The organism is Paenibacillus sp. MER 180 (genome assembly GCF_023713665.1).
GTDB lineage: Bacteria > Bacillota > Bacilli > Paenibacillales > Paenibacillaceae > Paenibacillus_B > Paenibacillus_B suaedae.
The window spans coordinates 183,929-200,864 of the sequence record NZ_JAMAVT010000005.1; the positions used below are offsets into that span (position 1 = coordinate 183,929).

The 16,936-nt window shown below is 47.5% G+C and carries 14 protein-coding genes and 1 riboswitch; of the genes, 8 read left to right on the plus strand and 6 right to left on the minus strand.

Features of this window, described 5'->3' with window-relative positions; translation table 11 throughout:
- Positions 1-84: 84 nt before the first annotated feature.
- From M3661_RS10220 to aspA, 3 genes are all read right to left on the minus strand, one after another.
- A complete protein-coding gene (locus M3661_RS10220; protein WP_251484378.1) occupies positions 85-3,273 on the minus strand; it encodes a bifunctional cytochrome P450/NADPH--P450 reductase in 3,189 nt (1,062 codons plus the stop codon).
- A 181-nt stretch (positions 3,274-3,454) separates the two neighbouring features.
- Entirely contained in the window at positions 3,455-3,673 is a 219-nt protein-coding gene (locus M3661_RS10225) for a cold-inducible protein YdjO-related protein (RefSeq protein ID WP_021253672.1), read from the minus strand.
- Between the two features lie 157 nt (positions 3,674-3,830).
- Positions 3,831-5,249 (minus strand): aspartate ammonia-lyase, encoded by a 1,419-nt coding sequence (gene aspA, locus M3661_RS10230; RefSeq protein ID WP_251484921.1) that lies wholly within the window; start codon positions 5,247-5,249, stop codon positions 3,831-3,833.
- Between the two features lie 218 nt (positions 5,250-5,467).
- On the opposite strand from aspA, the gene M3661_RS10235 reads away from it, so the two are divergent.
- Positions 5,468-6,112: a metal-dependent hydrolase gene (locus tag M3661_RS10235; RefSeq protein WP_251484382.1), complete on the plus strand. Its 645-nt coding sequence runs from the start codon at positions 5,468-5,470 to the stop codon at positions 6,110-6,112.
- 148 nt (positions 6,113-6,260) lie between these two features.
- Here the strand turns inward: M3661_RS10235 and M3661_RS10240 are convergent, their stop codons facing one another.
- Entirely contained in the window at positions 6,261-7,139 is an 879-nt protein-coding gene (locus tag M3661_RS10240) for an AraC family transcriptional regulator (protein ID WP_251484385.1), read from the minus strand.
- A gap of 208 nt (positions 7,140-7,347) precedes the next feature.
- Between M3661_RS10240 and M3661_RS10245 the strand changes: the two genes are divergently transcribed.
- Positions 7,348-9,558, plus strand: a complete 2,211-nt coding sequence (locus M3661_RS10245; RefSeq protein ID WP_251484404.1) for a GH92 family glycosyl hydrolase — start codon at positions 7,348-7,350, stop codon at positions 9,556-9,558.
- 107 nt (positions 9,559-9,665) lie between these two features.
- On the opposite strand, the gene M3661_RS10250 is transcribed toward M3661_RS10245, so the two are convergent.
- Positions 9,666-10,373, minus strand: coding sequence for a DUF1232 domain-containing protein (locus M3661_RS10250; protein WP_251484406.1), 708 nt, complete (start codon positions 10,371-10,373; stop codon positions 9,666-9,668).
- A gap of 307 nt (positions 10,374-10,680) precedes the next feature.
- On the opposite strand from M3661_RS10250, the gene M3661_RS30720 reads away from it, so the two are divergent.
- The gene (locus M3661_RS30720; protein ID WP_021253678.1) at positions 10,681-10,893 is read left to right on the plus strand and encodes a DUF3973 domain-containing protein; all 213 of its coding nucleotides are present in this window, start codon (positions 10,681-10,683) and stop codon (positions 10,891-10,893) included.
- A 77-nt stretch (positions 10,894-10,970) separates the two neighbouring features.
- A complete protein-coding gene (gene ytaF / locus M3661_RS10255; RefSeq protein WP_251484409.1) occupies positions 10,971-11,612 on the plus strand; it encodes a sporulation membrane protein YtaF in 642 nt (213 codons plus the stop codon).
- 122 nt (positions 11,613-11,734) lie between these two features.
- Here the strand turns inward: ytaF and M3661_RS10260 are convergent, their stop codons facing one another.
- Positions 11,735-12,655 carry a DMT family transporter gene (locus M3661_RS10260; RefSeq protein ID WP_065291172.1) on the minus strand — a complete coding sequence of 307 codons (921 nt, stop codon included), beginning with the start codon at positions 12,653-12,655 and terminating at the stop codon, positions 11,735-11,737.
- 103 nt (positions 12,656-12,758) lie between these two features.
- Positions 12,759-12,938: riboswitch (FMN riboswitch) on the minus strand.
- A 239-nt stretch (positions 12,939-13,177) separates the two neighbouring features.
- Between M3661_RS10260 and M3661_RS10265 the strand changes: the two genes are divergently transcribed.
- From M3661_RS10265 to M3661_RS10280, 4 genes are all read left to right on the plus strand, one after another.
- Positions 13,178-14,359 (plus strand): GNAT family N-acetyltransferase, encoded by a 1,182-nt coding sequence (locus M3661_RS10265; protein WP_251484412.1) that lies wholly within the window; start codon positions 13,178-13,180, stop codon positions 14,357-14,359.
- Positions 14,360-14,513: 154 nt separating this feature from the next.
- Positions 14,514-14,825 (plus strand): hypothetical protein, encoded by a 312-nt coding sequence (locus M3661_RS10270; protein WP_065291174.1) that lies wholly within the window; start codon positions 14,514-14,516, stop codon positions 14,823-14,825.
- A 119-nt stretch (positions 14,826-14,944) separates the two neighbouring features.
- A complete protein-coding gene (pdaA, locus tag M3661_RS10275) occupies positions 14,945-15,727 on the plus strand; it encodes a delta-lactam-biosynthetic de-N-acetylase (RefSeq protein WP_065291175.1) in 783 nt (260 codons plus the stop codon).
- Between the two features lie 179 nt (positions 15,728-15,906).
- Entirely contained in the window at positions 15,907-16,836 is a 930-nt protein-coding gene (locus M3661_RS10280; protein ID WP_251484415.1) for a DMT family transporter, read from the plus strand.
- Positions 16,837-16,936: the final 100 nt, after the last annotated feature.

Here is a 16,936-nt window from a genome sequence, read left to right on the forward strand (position 1 = left end):
TTTCCGCTGCGCAAATTTCCAACCATCCGATGAAATAGTGAATATCCAGACGAACATAGATGGTGCAGCCTTATGTTCTGGATGCTACAAACCAGACCACACATCCTTTGCGAATTTCCCTTCCGCTTGCAAACGTTCCAGCCAATGCTTCGCCTCCTCCTCATGAACACGATGCACGTTCTGAAAAGCTTGCCGCACAGTAGCTTCCACATCAGGCGCCATTTTGCTTCCATCTCCGCAGATATATAAGTGGGCTCCCTTATCCAGTAATTCTACGATTTGTTCCGCATGCTGAGCTATAATATGCTGGACATACGTTTTAGCCTCACCTTCTTTACGAGAGAAGGCGGTATGCACGGTTACGATTCCATCCTGCACGAATCTCTCCAGTTCCTCACGATATAAGTAATCTGCTTCATTCCGGCAGCCGTAATAGAGGATGGCTTGTCCAAGAGATTTCCCTTCTTGCTGCAGCGCCTGTCTAGCCTGCAAAAAGCCGCGGAAAGGTGCGACCCCGGTTCCAGGTCCAACCATGATAATCGGCGTTGCAGGATCGGCAGGGGGCTGGAATTTGGATTCAGGTGTCCGTACGAACATCAGAATCGAGTCGCCCACTTCACGCGAAGCCAAGTAATTGGAAGCAACTCCACGATATTCTCCCATGCCGCTCCACGCCGGGCCGAGGACGACCCCGACCGTGATGCTCGCCTGCTTCTCCTGAATGCGAGGTGAACTGGAAATGGAATAGTATCGAGCCTTAAGCGGAGGCAGCAGTTCTAAAAAACGCTCGAACGGCATCTCGCAAGCTTCGTATTTCTCTAGCAAATCAAGCATGGAAACCCGTTTGCGCAGCACTTCAGCTACATACTTATCCTCAGCTAGAAGTGATTCCAACTCACGTCTATGAGGCGGGCAAGCTGTATAAGACGCCAATTCACGGAGTTGAGCCCGGGTCGCAGCTTCCTGCAATTCTACACTATGACTCAACAAATCGGACAGGCTGACCGGTTGGCCAGTAGGCAGATGAGCCGCACTGCGTCCGCTTGCATTAACGATCAGATGATCGCTGCCGTTCAGCGCAAATCTTTGCAGCACGCGATTAACCTGTGAAGGATGATTGCGCGGCAGCACTCCCAAATGATCGCCTTCCTCATAGGTGACTCCATCGGGGAGTGCGATCTCGATATGACGGGTACTGCGCCCGCTTCCTTCCTGCTGCAACTCGCGATTGCTTACAACTTCGGCATGAACCGCTTCATACGAATTGGCCAACCTGCTGCCTGCATAATCCTTTACGAATTCAACAGTAAGCGTGCTGCGAACGGCTTCCGATTGCTTGCTCAGCTGTAATCCTAGCGCATTCATCATATCTGGCCACAGCTTGGAACGCCAGCTCTCGACATTCAGCTCAAAGTCGCCGCTCGCATCCCCTTCGCCCCGAATCACCAACCGTTCAGCACCCTTTTTCTGCATCTGCTCGTCAACGAATCGCGGTACATCTTGATAGGTGCTTGCCCAGTTATGATCCCCACATCCAAATACGGAATAGCGGACACCTTCCAGCTCGCCATCGTCAATCTGCTCGAGCCACTCCACGAATGCCTGTGCATTGCTTGGCGGCCTGCCGTTGTAGGAAGAGGTTACAATGAGGAGAGCCCCAGTCTTCGGGAGCTTGCCTACATAGTCGTTTAGTGGAGCGACCTCACTCCGGAATCCTTGGTAGCGTCCCTCATCCGCTAGCTCGCGGGCAATGCCCTCGGCCGTCCCGAGATTGGAGCCGTATAGGACGAGCAGCGGCGTGTCGTGCGCTTCGGCCATTGGAGCTTGTTGTTGAGCATTTTCATGCGATTCTGATTCGCCACTCAGCGCTCCTTTTGCAGACAAAATCCCCGCCCCCAGTTGCTTCCGCAGCCGAATGCGAATCCGAAAATCTTCAGGCTTCAGCGTCAGTGCTTCCTTCACCTTCAGCTGATAGTTGGTATGATCGATTATCTCAAAATGCTTGAGCACCATGCCCAAAACGAGCGCAGCCTCTTGCAGCGCGAACTGCTGCCCGATACACGCGCGTTGGCCATTGCCGAACGGCTTGTAGGCATGATGAGGAATTTGGCTCGGGTCTTCAAAACGTTCGGGTCGGAATTGCTCTGCATCCTCACCCCATACAGCACGGTCTCGATGAAGCCTCGGTACAAGCACATTCACACTCTCGCCCTTTGCAAGCGGGTATTTGCCAGCCAGCAGTGTATCCTCCTTCGCAAATAGTGAGAATGCCGGGGCGGTCGGCCATAAGCGAAGTGATTCATTAAGTATCATCCGTATGTATGGCAATTGTCTCACTTGTGCATACGTCGGAACAGGATCTGTCAGCACACGATCCACTTCCTCGTAAGCCTTCTGCAAGCATTCGGGATGCTTCAGTAAGTAATAGATTGCGAACGACAGCAGGCCGCTTGTCGTCTCGTGACCCGCAATTAGAAACGTAATAATCTGGTATCGGATATTCTCGTCATCCAATGACTCTCCGGTTGCTGGATCCTTTCCGTTCAGCATATGGCTCAACAAATCCTGACCAGCTTCATCCGGCTGCTGCTTCCGCTCCGCAATGATTTTGTCTACGAGCGAGTACATAAACTGGATATCATGCCGATACTGCCGCTTCGTGACCACCATGAGCTTATCTTGAATATTGAGGCGCTGAAGCTGATGCATTGCTTCGCTTAACGCACGAACCATGCTTGTAATAAACGGATGGGGCTGATCGCGATAAAAGCTATTGAATCGATAATTGAACCCACAGAGACCGATTGTATCGAGTGTCAGACGTGTCATGTCTTCTGGCACATCGATACTTTCATCCGGATTCAGCCTTGACCATTTTTGGATAAGCTGCACCGCAATATCAACCATCATCTCATGGTAACCGCGCATAGCCGACTGGCTAAAGCTCGGCAGCAATATATTGTGCGCCCTCTGCCAGTTCGGCTCTTCTGTTTCGCTTGTGAACAGTCCGTCGCCGGTAAATGCCCGCACACTGCGCAAAGGCGCCCATACGTTTTTATCGAAGCGCGATTCGTCGCACGCATCCTTTACCAACTCATGGCCAGAGATAAAAATTTCGCTTCTCCCCGGCAAATCAATGCGAAATATAGGGCCATACTCCTCAGCCAGCTGTACCATGGATTGAACTGGAGCTTCCAAGTTCAGCTGCGGCAAATTCCCCAGCAGACCAAATGTCTTCGGCTGAGGAATATGGGGTGAATTTGATTCTGACATTGCGGTATCTACTCCTTACTAATAGACATATCAAATCGTATATACTTTCAGTCTATTATTTGCAATACCGCATCACTTCATCCCACATAGCAAAAGAGCCGCTGCAAAACAATAACGGTTTCCCGAAATTATCTTCACAGAGGCTCTTTTACCTAGAGGCTATAAGTGCAGCTTCACTTGCTTACCACAGCTCTTCTTTCTTTTTCTTAGGCTGACGCTTTATTTTATTCTGAACAGCAGGCAAATGCTTCATGCTTCGAATCATTGGTCCTTTGCAGAGTGGGCAAGATTGCTCCCCAGAGGCAAATTCGTCTCTTACCCATGCTTTACATTCCGGATTTCTGCATTTCAGAATTTTTGTGATAATCAATTTCGGTTTGTCGTCTTGACTCGTTGTCACTTTCCAGTACATCCCTTTCCCATCAGCATTCATTTACCATTAGGCCGATAAAATATATCATTACTTAGCGTCACCTGTCAAAGCAAAATGTATGCTGATCCGACTATAGAAAAGAGACATCTCACGTGAGATGTCTCTTACATTCTTTATTATACAATTATTCCCGCTCGAACAAGGCAGCACCAGCAATTCCTGGCTTCGTCATTTCATGTGCATCCAGAATCGTATCCAGCTCTTCCTCTGTCAATACGTTATAGAGCAGGCACAACTCTCGAACGGATTTGCCGTTCTCCGTTGCTTCCCGTGCAATACGGGCTGACACTTCATAACCAAGGTGCGGGCTGAGTGCTGTAATAATCCCTACACTGTTCTCCACATAATCACGGCAGCGTTCCTCATTCGCCTCAATTCCTTCTAAGCAATGGGTACGGAATACAGTGAACACATTTTGCATCATGCTCAGCGATTGCAGCAGGTTGAATACAAGTACTGGCTCCATGACGTTCAATTCAAGCTGACCCGCTTCCGAGGCAAGACAGATCGTATGATCGTTGCCAATCACTTGGAAAGCTACTTGATTGACAATTTCGCACATAACCGGATTCACCTTGCCCGGCATGATGGATGAACCTGGCTGGCGTGCCGGCAATCGAATTTCACCAAAGCCAGCTCGTGGACCTGATGCAAGCAAACGCAGGTCATTGGCCATCTTCGACATATTCATCATACATACCTTGAGCGCAGCAGATACTTCAGTATACGCATCCGTATTCTGCGTTGCATCAACAAGATGCTCCGCATGCACGAGCGGCAATTGACTAATCTCAGCAAGCAGTTCAACGACACGCTGAATGTATCGCGGATCTGCATTCAAGCCAGTTCCCACAGCCGTTGCGCCCATATTCACTTCATATAAATGCTGCTTCGATTGTTCAATACGGTGCATATCTCTCGCGAGAACACGACTGTATGCTTCGAAGGACTGTCCCAAGCGAATCGGAACCGCATCCTGAAGATGTGTGCGCCCCATTTTAATGACATGATCGAATTGCTTGGCCTTGCTGCAAAATGCGCTGTGAAGCTCCTTCATAACAATGAGCAGCTTATCTAAGAGCGTTAAGACAGAAATATGAATTGCAGTAGGAAATGCATCGTTCGTCGATTGCGAACGGTTGACATGATTGTTCGGGCTTAGGCTTGCATAGTCGCCCTTCGCTTTGCCAAGCAATTCAAGCGCTCGGTTCGCAATAACTTCGTTCGCATTCATATTCATCGACGTGCCTGCCCCGCCTTGAATCGGGTCAACGATGAATTGATCATGCCATTGACCGCCAATAATCTCATCAGCGGCTTGTACGATCGCATTGCAAGTGTCTGTTTGAAGCTGCTTCACCTCCATATTGGCAAGGGCGGCAGCCTTCTTGACGATAGCCAAGCCACGAATCAATTCCTTGTTCATCCGCGTGCCCGAAATTGGAAAGTTCTCTACGGCGCGTAGTGTTTGAATACCGTAGTAGGCTTCGGCTGGTACTTCTTTTTCCCCTAAAAAGTCTTTTTCGATACGAGTCGGGTTCATAATCATTGGATTCCCTTTCCTTCTCTCATGAGTAGTAGGTTCATGTATAAGACAGAAAAAGCAACGCTCGCTTTGATTGTAATACTGTTTCCATAAATGTTCAATTTATCATTTGAAAAATCATTATATTTCATTTTTTAATGAATCGAATTATAATAGATTAGCAAACGTATGTTTGCCTTGATGAACGACGTGTGCACGTATAGAAAGGAGATTGTATGAAAGGTTCAACACACCTTAGTATCGGTGTGGCTATCGGAGCCGCAGCTGCGGCGCATTACCCGTTCTCCATTCAGAATGCGTCCATCTACCTCGCAGTTGCTGCGTTATCTGCGCTAAGCGCGGATCTTGATGGCCCAAGCATACTAAGCAGACGAATTGGCAAGGCTGCCAAACGGGTACATACTCTATTGATGTGGCTTGGCGTATGCTGTGCTGCAGGTGCCATCTATCAATATGGAGCGAATGGTTCGTTAAGCCAAGAGGCCATCGTTCTTACAATTGTAGTGCTTCTGCTCGGATTTGTAGCGAAGGAAGGGTTAATTCGCAACATCATCGTCAGCTGTGTCGGTGGGAGCATGCTCATAGGCGGCATCCTGCTTGGCTGGAGCTGGCTCATCGGCCTGGGCGTATTCGTTGCCTGGGTGCCATGGCTGAATCATCGGGGATTATCCCACACCATCTGGGCTGCTCTTTTATGGGGAGCTATTGGCTGGGGATTAGAACAACACTTGGAGCTCGAAGGAATTGCGCTCGTATCCTTACTTAGCTACGGTTCCCATCTCATTGCAGATACCTTAACCCCTCGTGGTGTGAAGTGGTTTTATCCACTATATAAGCGGTCGATTAAGCTGCGTCTGTAATGGCGCTGTCTCTTAGACGGTCAACCCGTTCCGTATCATGACAATGATGTGATGTCCCATGCAACTATCCATAGCCTTCATCATTAACTAGGCGAGGAGCCTCTAAGCGGTTGTACAATAGTACTTATCGCGATAGAGGCTCCTTTTCTCATGATTTTAGTAATGCGATATGATTTTGTTGTCGGTACTTCGTTGGACTCGTCTCCATTCGATTCTGGAATACCCGATTGAAGGTCGGATATGAACGAAACCCTGCCTCAAATCCTATTTCCGTTATCTTCATATCCGTACTGATTAACAAGTTGCATGCATGTGCCACTCGTATCCGCTCTAAGAAGGAGTAGTAGTTCTCTCCGACCATTTGCTTGAAGGCCGTGCTAATATAGGACGAGCTGTAATTATACTTTTGCGCTAAGGACTCAAGCGTAATCTCTTCTTTGAAATTTTGGTATACATAGTAGACAACCTCCCACATTCCCCTTCGCAAATGATCCTCGCCAGTATGGGCACCCTCATGAAGGTGGGAGATACGATATCGGTCGAACCACACGAATAGCTCGGTAAGTTTCGCAAGATAGATCATCCGGCTCCAAGGCTTATGCTCCTGCATTTCCTCAAACATGTCTTGAAGCAGCAGATGAATGCGCTCAGCGGTGCTTGGATCCAGTTGGTATGTCGTATTGCTGTCGCCCTCTGCGCCTTTGAGCAAGCTGTGAAGCGCAAGCAGAGATTCTCCAGCCCCAAAGAAGGCCTTAAGTCCGATTGCCCCAACATACAGCTTCAGTTCCTCTCCTTCCCGTATATCCAACTCATGAACCTGATGCGGGAATACAAGGGTGAAGGTTCCTGGAGTGAACTCCTTCTCTACCCCATTGATCAACTCCTTGCCTGAACCCTCTATAACGTATGTAAACTCAATAAAATGATGCACATGAGCGGGAACCGGTGCTTCAAGATGATGGATCTTCAGTGTGAACGGAAAGTCTCCATATATCTCCTCATCCCCCTGTAAATTGTATGGATACATCCGCTCACCTCCTCTTATCTTTCGATTGTTTGCTAAGATTATTGTATCATAAAAGTTGAGAGTTTTTTTAAATTAATGATAGGAGATAAATGAAATTATGTCATATAATACATTGTGTAAGTCATATTTGATATAACATTTAATATGTTGTGTGATTGGAGTATTCATTGCTCCTCCTGCGCAACTGTCTACAAAGGAGCGAACACCGATGAGCTTGCTATCTCACGTAAACCCACTTCAAGGTACGGATTCGATATATCCTTATTCCAACGGGAACACATTGCCGCTTATTTCCATGCCATTTGCTATGAATGCATGGAGTCCACAGACGACTGAAGCCGGTGGCGGCTGGTTCTTCAACCCGAATCACAATCGATTTGAAGGCATTCGTCTTACCCACCAGCCGAGCCCTTGGATTGGAGATTACGGACATATGACATTTATGCCGCAATCCGGACCATTGAAAGCTTGGGCACCTGAGCGTTCTTCCTCTTTCCGCAGACAGGACATGATCGTGCGTCCTGACTATTTCAAGGTTCGGATGCTGCGCTATCAGGCTACATTGGAATTGACGCCAACGACGCGCTGCGCAAGCGTGCGTCTGACCTTTGACCGTCCTGAGCAGTCTCGTCTAATCCTGTCTCCATTCCCTGGTGAATCTTCGATGAAGATTGATCCGAAGAACGGTACACTGACAGGCTACACGACGGCTAAGGCTGGAGGAACCCCTGACAATTATCGCATGTACTTCGTTGTGAAGTTCGACTGCGCAATCGATGCAGATGCAAGCGGATTGACGAACCATGAATCCAAGCCGGTTGCTGGCTTGTCTGGTACAGATGAGCGCCTCGGTGCATATGTAGGACTGCACGTGCCAGCCAACCGTGTTGTTCACGTTCAGGTAAGTACTTCATTCATCAGTGAAGAGCAGGCCTTCATCAACCTCAATCGCGAAATCGGCGAGCGCAGCTTCGATGAAGTACAGAAGCTGGCTGCAGATGTATGGGAGAAGCAGCTAGGCGTCATTCAGGTCGAGAGTGATGACAAGGACAAGCTGGATACGTTCTATACTTGTCTGTATCGGACTTCCCTGTTCCCACATCAAATCCATGAATTTGATGCGAATGATAAGCAAATCCACTTCAGCCCGTACAATGGGAAGATTGAAGATGGCCCTCTCTTCGCAGATATTGGATTCTGGGATACGTACCGTACTTCGTTCCCGCTGTACAACCTGCTCTATCCGTCCTTCATGAATGAAATGATGCAGGGCTGGGTGAATGCTTATAAGGAAGGCGGATGGATGCCGAAATGGGCTTCCCCAGGTGAGCGCAGCATGATGCCTGGTACGTTGATCGACGTCAGCTTCGCAGATTCCGTAGCCAAAGGCGTTACTGGTTTTGATGTTGCCACTGCCTTCGAAGGTTTGTTGAAGCATGCGATGACTGTAGCGGATGATCATCGTGTAGGACGCAAAGGAATGCAGGAGTACTTGAAGCATGGCTTCTTGCCTGCTGACATCCATACCCATGAGAGTGTCTGCAATACACTGGATTATGTGTACGGTGACTTCTGTATTGCACAAATTGCGAAGCATCTGGGACGCGATGCGGAATATGCGCAATTGATGGAACGTGCCCGCAACTACAAGCACCTGTATGATCCAACAATCGGTTTCATGCGCGGTAAACTCGAAGACGGAAGCTGGCTGGAGCCGTTCGACGCTACAGAATGGGGTGGCCCTTATACGGAAGGTGGAGCATGGCAGAGCAGCTGGGCTGTGCAGCATGACCTTCTTGGATTGGCAGACCTGATTGGCGGACGCGAGAAGTTGAAGGAGCGATTGGATGCCTTGTTCGCAGCAGATCCAGAATTCAAGGTAGGGTCCTATGGCTTCGAAATTCATGAAATGTCGGAAATGGCTGCAATTGACTTCGGTCAGTTCGCGATCAGCAATCAGCCAAGCTTCCATATTCCATATGTGTATACCGCGTTAGGCTACCCATCCTTGACTCAATATTGGGTGCGCAAGACGATGGACGAACTGTTCAGTGCTCAGCCTGACGGCTTGCCTGGCGATGAGGATAACGGCAGCTTGACAGCTTGGTATGTATTCGGTGCAATGGGCATCTTCCCTCTTACACCAGGGGTACCGCAATACGTACTAGGGACACCAATGTTCAAGAAGATGACTGTCAACCTGGACAACGGCAAACAGATTGTCATTGAGGCGCCGAACAACTCTTCGGAGACGAAATATGTAGCAGGTGTACAAGTAAATGGCGAGCACGTATCCAACCTGTATATTAATCACGAGCAGTTGAAGAATGGGGCTTCGTTGTCCTTCACGATGTCAGAAGAACCACAACAGCAGCAATATGAGGATGCGACCCTTCCATATGCAATGTCAAGAGCATAAGGATGCCACATCGTCTCGAACTTGATTAAGCTCATTGCGTAGATATTAACGAACAAGAATGAAACAAGACTAGGGGTGCTCCGGTCAACATCCGACCTGGAACACCCCTATTTCTCTACAATGCGCTCTGCAGCCTGAAGGGCCGTCAGTCTCTCCATCGCCAACTGCACTGCCATCACATCATCAATATATCCAATTGGGAACAGATAATCTGGAATAATGTCTGCCGATAAAATGAAATACAGCAGTGCGCTTCCTAATACGGCACGTTCTTCTACTGTTCCTTGTTCGCTGCAATATTGGGTGTACGTATCATTCAATTGATCGATAAATGGTCCCCAACCGCTTACTTCCTTCACCTTGGCATGGAAATTGTCGCGAATCATTCGATCTCCTTCATTGGTTTGCGCGTATTGCTCGTATTTATCCAGTTCTATACGTACATGCTCCTTCGTGAATGGATAATCAAGCAGCTGTATGGACTTGAGTATGAATTGAAGGCTATCCTCCTGTAATTCATCTCCAATCGGTACCACTGGTACCGTGCTCAATTTGCCGAACTCGACGCCAACCGCCTCCATGAGCTGTTCAACGGGAATTGATAAATGCTTGGAAAATGAAGTTAGATGGTGTATCTTAGCGGGTTGCTTGCCGTTAATAATTCGAGAAATTGTAGCGGTATCCATTCCAGTCCGCTCCCCCAATTTGCGCATGGAGAGCGAATGCTCCTTCATCGATTTTTTCAACATGTCACCGAGTGGGTTGTTCTGTCCGATGGTTATCACCCCTTGTCGCAGGCACATTCTACTGCCCATTCTCGCTCTCATTATGACATGTATATGCATAAGTTCGCCTAGCCTACCCCATAAATTTGACATCAACGTATGACCAAGTTTGAACGAGGAAGGCCACAGATGTAGACAGATAAGCATTCATTGCAATACCTCAACACATCTCCCATCAGCATGCAGTTGATTCCTATCACAGGCCAATCAGCTTCTGTTGATTTTTTTTCAACATTTCGGCGATTCCGGTTCACAACTCTCAACATCGTGACATATGATACCTCAACAGTGCTGCAAGCGGCACCGGATTATACCCACAATAAGGAGTTGAACAGCTATGTATTACTGCCTGCAATGTTCCAAAGTCCATCAAGAGGATGGCACATCGGTAGTATTTCGGAATGTGTTCTACGTAGATGAGATGAGCAAACGCAAATTCCAGCTTGGAGATTGTCATTCGAACCCCCCCCTGCCCTATTCAGCAGGAAGTGAGCATCAGCTAGTGTTCGTGCCTCCGAGGGAAACTGTGCTGCAGATGCTTCACGATTGACAGGACGGCAAATGACATTCGATAAACAACCATTTATAACTTCGAATAAAGGGAATTAACCAAGGGAGAGATTCATCATGCAATGGATTATGATTTTAGGATTAGCAGTCGCTTCGAGTATAGATAATTTAGGGGTGGGAATATCGTACGGAATACGGAAAATACGAATTGGAGTGCTTTCGAATCTATTCATTTCGCTCATCTGCTTCATTTTCAGTATGGCCGGTCTCATGTTCGGTCAATGGATATCGCAGGTTCTTCCTGGTATACTGCCTACCTTGCTTGCCGCATTCATCCTGCTTATTGTCGGCATCCGCATTGTTCTACTGACCTCTCACCATGGCAACTCGACGGAGACCACAGCAGTAGAAGCAAGCAATGAAGCTAATTCAAACTCTTCACTAGAACGAATGCTGCAGAGACCAGAGGAAGCGGATAAGGATAAATCGGGGACGATTAACTTATGGGAAGCAGCTGTGCTTGGCGTTGCACTGTCTGCCAATGCGCTTACAAATGGCCTAAGTGCTGGACTTATCGGATTATCACCGCTCGCCATATCCCTAACCGCAGCGATCGGCAGTTTTGTCACATTGTGGCTGGGTGCCGTGCTTGGGCAGAAGATGGCCAACATTCGCATAGGACGCTATACAGTAGGACAATTCAGCACGGTGCTAAGCGGAGCTATCATCATTCTTGTCGCTATCAATTCTTTCTTCTAACCTAACTAACATAAGAGACCCTGTCTGCTATGCGTTCAAGGCATAGCAGACAGGGTCTCTTATCATTTATGGAAGACGATTGACAGCAACTTCATTAAGAATCATTGCACTGCCACCGCCGATTAATTTTGTCTTGATACCATATACAACGCAATCCAGATGAGAACGAAGCCTGAAATTTGCGCTGCAGTGACCGCCTGATGGAACACGAACCAGTTCATCATCATCCCTACCAATGGGAATGACAACTCAGCTAGAGTCGCATAAGAGGCCTTAGTAGTGGATAGACCGCGATAATACAGCAAGAGACTAACCAATCCTGGAAGAAGGGCCTGCAAGAAGATGTAGAACGACAGCGTTCCCCATTCTGATGCGGCGAAATTCCAGCTTGGAGACTCCCATGATGTCAGCACAATGAGCAGAGGGAGTGCCATCACAAATCGCAGCGATGTGACCGTCTCATATTCCATTTTGTCGAGAAGCAACCGTCCCATAACTGTGGAACCGCCCCATAGGAATGCTGCTCCAAGTGCCAATAGACTGCTGAAGCCAATGACTTCATTGTAATGCCCAATTGGCAATGACCATCCAAAAGTCAATAAATACGTACCGATAATAGCAAGAATAAGCAGCAGTGAGAAGCGACGCGGAAGTGTCTCCTTCAACAACAGCCGCGCTAAAATGATAGCAAAGACTGGTTGAAGCTTCTGCAATAGCAGTACTCCATTCGCATCACCATGTGCAAATGCTTCTGTAAACATAATGGTGGCTATTACTGAGCCGCCCCATGACAGGAACAGCAATGCCAGTACATGCTTCCATGTGCAGTTGCGCAGCTCTTTCCGGTGCATCCATAACACCGGTATCGCGTACAAGGCGAGCATCAGATGCTCAATCAATACAATTTGGGTGGAAGTCATAGACTCCATGACCCATACCCGGAACAGTGGGCCAATCCCCCACAGTGCCGCTCCCATCGCGACGAACCATACTCCTCTTGCGGAGCCGCTCATGCGTGTGTCGGCCTGGATACGATGTTCCATATTCAATAACCTCCAAGGTTGTTGAATATAGGATCTAGACATGCAGAAGAGAAAAATTCGCATTAGACCTGTTGTTGTATGCAGTTGTACCAAACAACGTGTGCGAGATCTTCTTCCATCCGGACTATACCGTCGGCCTTGGCTTCTCACCAAGTCAGTCGCTGTTCATCCGTTCTATGCTTACATGTTACAGTAACCGAGTAAGCGAACAGCGAGTCGCGGGCTCGGGCGCAGCTGCACCCATACCGCCGGTCAGGAATTTCACCCTGCCCTGAAGATCCATATTCAATCCACATAGTAGCATGCTGTTGCGTCCTTGACATGCCCTGACTTCATTATATCTAGATTTTCAGATTGAGCAATATGACATTTCGCATTTTCATGAAAGTTTTCACCATTTGCATATATTACCACTCCCAAGTTTTCAACCAAACCTTCTTCACTCAATCATTGCATCTCTGTCTATTTCATCTACAATAGATCATATATAGCTGCACAATCATATATTGAGGAGGATTGTTCATGTCAATTGTTCGTTTGAACAAGAAACAGTTTTCTGAAGCCATATCGCTATCCGAGTATTCTTTCCAGTACAGCGTTGATTCTGGAGACTATGATGAATATTTGCATAAGATGGGGAAACATGAGATTTTTGGCGTGTACGATGAAGGCAAGCTCGCTGCGAAGCTTCATATCCTTCCTTTTCACATCTATATTGGTCAGAATAAGCTGAAAATGGGGGGAATCGGTGGGGTTGCCACCTATCCTGAATTTCGACGCAAAGGATATGCCAAGCAATTGCTGCACCACTCACTACGTGTGATGCAGGCCGCGGGAACTTCTATATCCATGCTCTATCCTTTCTCCATCCCCTTCTATCGCAAAGCAGGCTGGGAAGTCTTCAGTGACCGCATGACCTGCCAATTTACCCGTCATGATCTTATTCCATTTAACCCTGAACCGACAGGCGTTGTTCGCCGCTATACCAAGGATACGCATTCTATAGATATTGAAACGGTATATGACGCATGGTCATCGCAGCATTCAGGTATGATCGTTCGCGATCACGAATGGTGGCTTGATCACTATCATAATCGCACCGCGGCGGTGTATTATGACGAGCATTCGCATCCTCAAGGGTATATGTTGTATGAGATAAAAAACAATGCTATGCATGTACATGAATTCATGTGCGTTACAAGGGATTCTAGACAGGGGCTATGGAATTATATTTGTCAGCATGATTCTATGCTAGAGCAAGTAAATATGCGTCTTTGTGAGAATGAGCGCCTGTTTTTTGCCTTGAACCTTCCACGAATTGTGCGTACCATACAACCATTTGTCATGGCACGAATTGTAGATATCACTTTATTTCTACAGCAATATACGTTTGCACCTGTACCTGTACACCTTCCCCTCTCTATATACATAAGTGACGACCAGGCTCCGTGGAACAATGTTGTCATTCATTTTGACAACGGGCAAGCTGCTATTCACTCTCAAGATAGGAATCAGGTTCTTACCGCTGTCAACACGACCAACACCCTGTCCATGAACATTAGAGCACTCACAACCATGCTGCTAGGTTATCAGCGACCATGCGAATTGTTCGATAACGGATTTATTGCGGGTTCCATCAACAGTATTGAAATTCTAGAGCAGTTCGCTCCCCGACTTCATCCGTATATATCCGACGCTTTCTAAGCTAAGCGAAGTAAGTATGATCATCCATCTCCAATTGGCATGACGGTACGATCAGTTGCAGCGTCTCTCCCTCTCAATTGAGCAATAGGATTGTGAATCACAATTCATCTTCGTTATAATAAGCTGTATGAATCTTTGTAAGGGAGTTTTTGCAATGACGCGTAGTGAAGTAGAACAACAAATTATCGACAATTATGAACGTGATGAGCAAATGATGATTCTTATCTTTGCACAATGGTGTGTGAACCATGATCTTGATCCAGCCGAGCTCTATCATCGCGCATACCCGAAGCAGGGCGACAACTATCGATTGCAGCAGGCAATTGATCTTACGGTTCCGAAGGAGGAGGCCGGACCGATTCCTGACGACACTCTGTTCGCCGTGCTGTCTATGTACAACAACGAAGATCTTGCCTTCGTCGTGTCGGAAGAGTTGGAGAAGATGAAGCAGGCTCACAACAAATAAGGATTGCTCGTATTCGCATTAGGAATGCATGGGTATCAGTGCGTATAAGTTTACTGCAAATATGGAATAGTAAGCCATGATTGACCGATTCTAACCTACATCAAGGAGTATATTTGCATATGAAACGCATTCTGATTGCCACTGCTCTCCTCTGCTTGCTTGCCGCAAGCATTCAGCCAGCCGCATACGCCGGACAGGGTCCCGCATTTCACTTTGGATTCAAGAAGAGTGTAAACGGCAAGCTTCCTTCGATTGACGAGGAAGGCTTCAAACCGACGATTGAGAAGCACGGAGCTATTTTTCTCGGTGATACAAACAAAAAAATGATTTACTTAACCTTCGATAATGGATATGAAAATGGATACACAGCTCAAATTCTGGATACGTTGAAGGCGAAGAAGGTTCCAGCCATCTTTTTCGTTACTGGACATTATGTAAATACACAGCCAGATCTGTTGAAGCGAATGATTAATGAGGGACATCTGATCGGCAATCACTCGTGGAGTCATCCAGATATGACTACCATATCGGATGAACAGATTCGAACCGAGCTGGATAAGGTCAAACAGGCTGTATCAGCTGTCACGGGCAAGCAGGATATGCCTTTTCTGCGACCACCACGTGGTATCTTTAATGACCGGACTCTGGCCATCACGAAGAATATGGGGTACACGAATGTATTCTGGTCCGTGGCTTACTTGGATTGGGATGTTAATGCCCAACGGGGAACGAGCTATGCATATGATAAGGTTGTAAAGCAACTTCATCCTGGTGCGGTCATTCTGCTACACTCCATATCGAAGGATAATGCCGGGGCTCTAGGTGCCATTATTGATGGCGCACGTCAACAAGGATATGAATTTGCAAGCCTCGATCAACTCAACGTGCAGAAATCCAAATAGAAGTTATCTTCACTTGCTCATCACAAGCTGATGATGTGCTATTAAGGGCTGGGGACGGTTATTCGTCCACAGCCTTTTTAAGTTGATAATCATGATTTTTATTTCAAGATGGGAGCAGTTGGTGTATACTAGCACATTGTGATTACCATTTCATTCATATACCGAGGTGTCTTCTGCTCATGTCTTCAAGAAAACCATCGCAACTGTATGCCCTGCTCATCGTTGGTATGATCGCAATCTCTTTCTCTGCCATTTTTGTGAAATGGTCAACTGCCCCCGCCGCTGTCATTGGCATGTATCGTCTCTTGATAACGAATATCGTGCTTCTGCCCTGGGCGTGGACATATCGATCCGAATGGAACTCTGTTCAGCGCAATGATTGGTTGCGGCTGTGCCTGTCAGGCTTCTTCCTCGGTTTGCACTTTCTCCTCTGGATGGAGTCGCTGCGCTATACGACGGTAGCCAGCTCGACCGTTCTGCTTGCCTTGGAACCTATTCTTGTGATGGCCGGTTCATTCTGGATTTTCAAACAACGATCGACGAGCAATTCATTAATCGGTATCGGGATTGCTCTATGCGGCATGCTGCTCATTGGCTGGGGTGATATGGCCATTTCCGGGAAAGCGTTATATGGAGATATTTTATCTATCCTGGGTACGATTTCGGTCGTCATACACATGCTGCTAGGTCAGGATTTGCGACAGCGCGTCTCGTCTTATGTATATAACTTTACCGTTTTTCTCGTAGCTGGTCTGGCGTTGGCTGTTTACAACCTTTCCGCAGGCTACTCCTTTATTCGATATGAAGCTAGAGAAAGGCTCTTATTCGCATTAATGGCTGTCATCCCAACCGTGCTTGGACATATGCTGTTCAACTGGTTGTTGAAGTACATCAGTGCCACATCGATTTCGATGAGTGTGCTCGGCGAGCCTGTAGGTGCTACCGTTCTCGCGTGGCTTCTATTGGGAGAATCATTAACGACTACCCAATTTATTGCCTGTGTGCTTCTCATTGCTGGGGTATGGATATTCCTCATGAGTGAACGACGGGAGAACCACTCCACTCCGGCCGCAGCAATGGACGCGAACACGACTCGTTCGGTATCCTAATCAACTACATTCCATTCAATCGTATCATTCAACCGTTTACGACAAAAAGCCGATACTCGCAGATGCGAATATCGGCTTCTTCTATCCTTACTGCCCTATC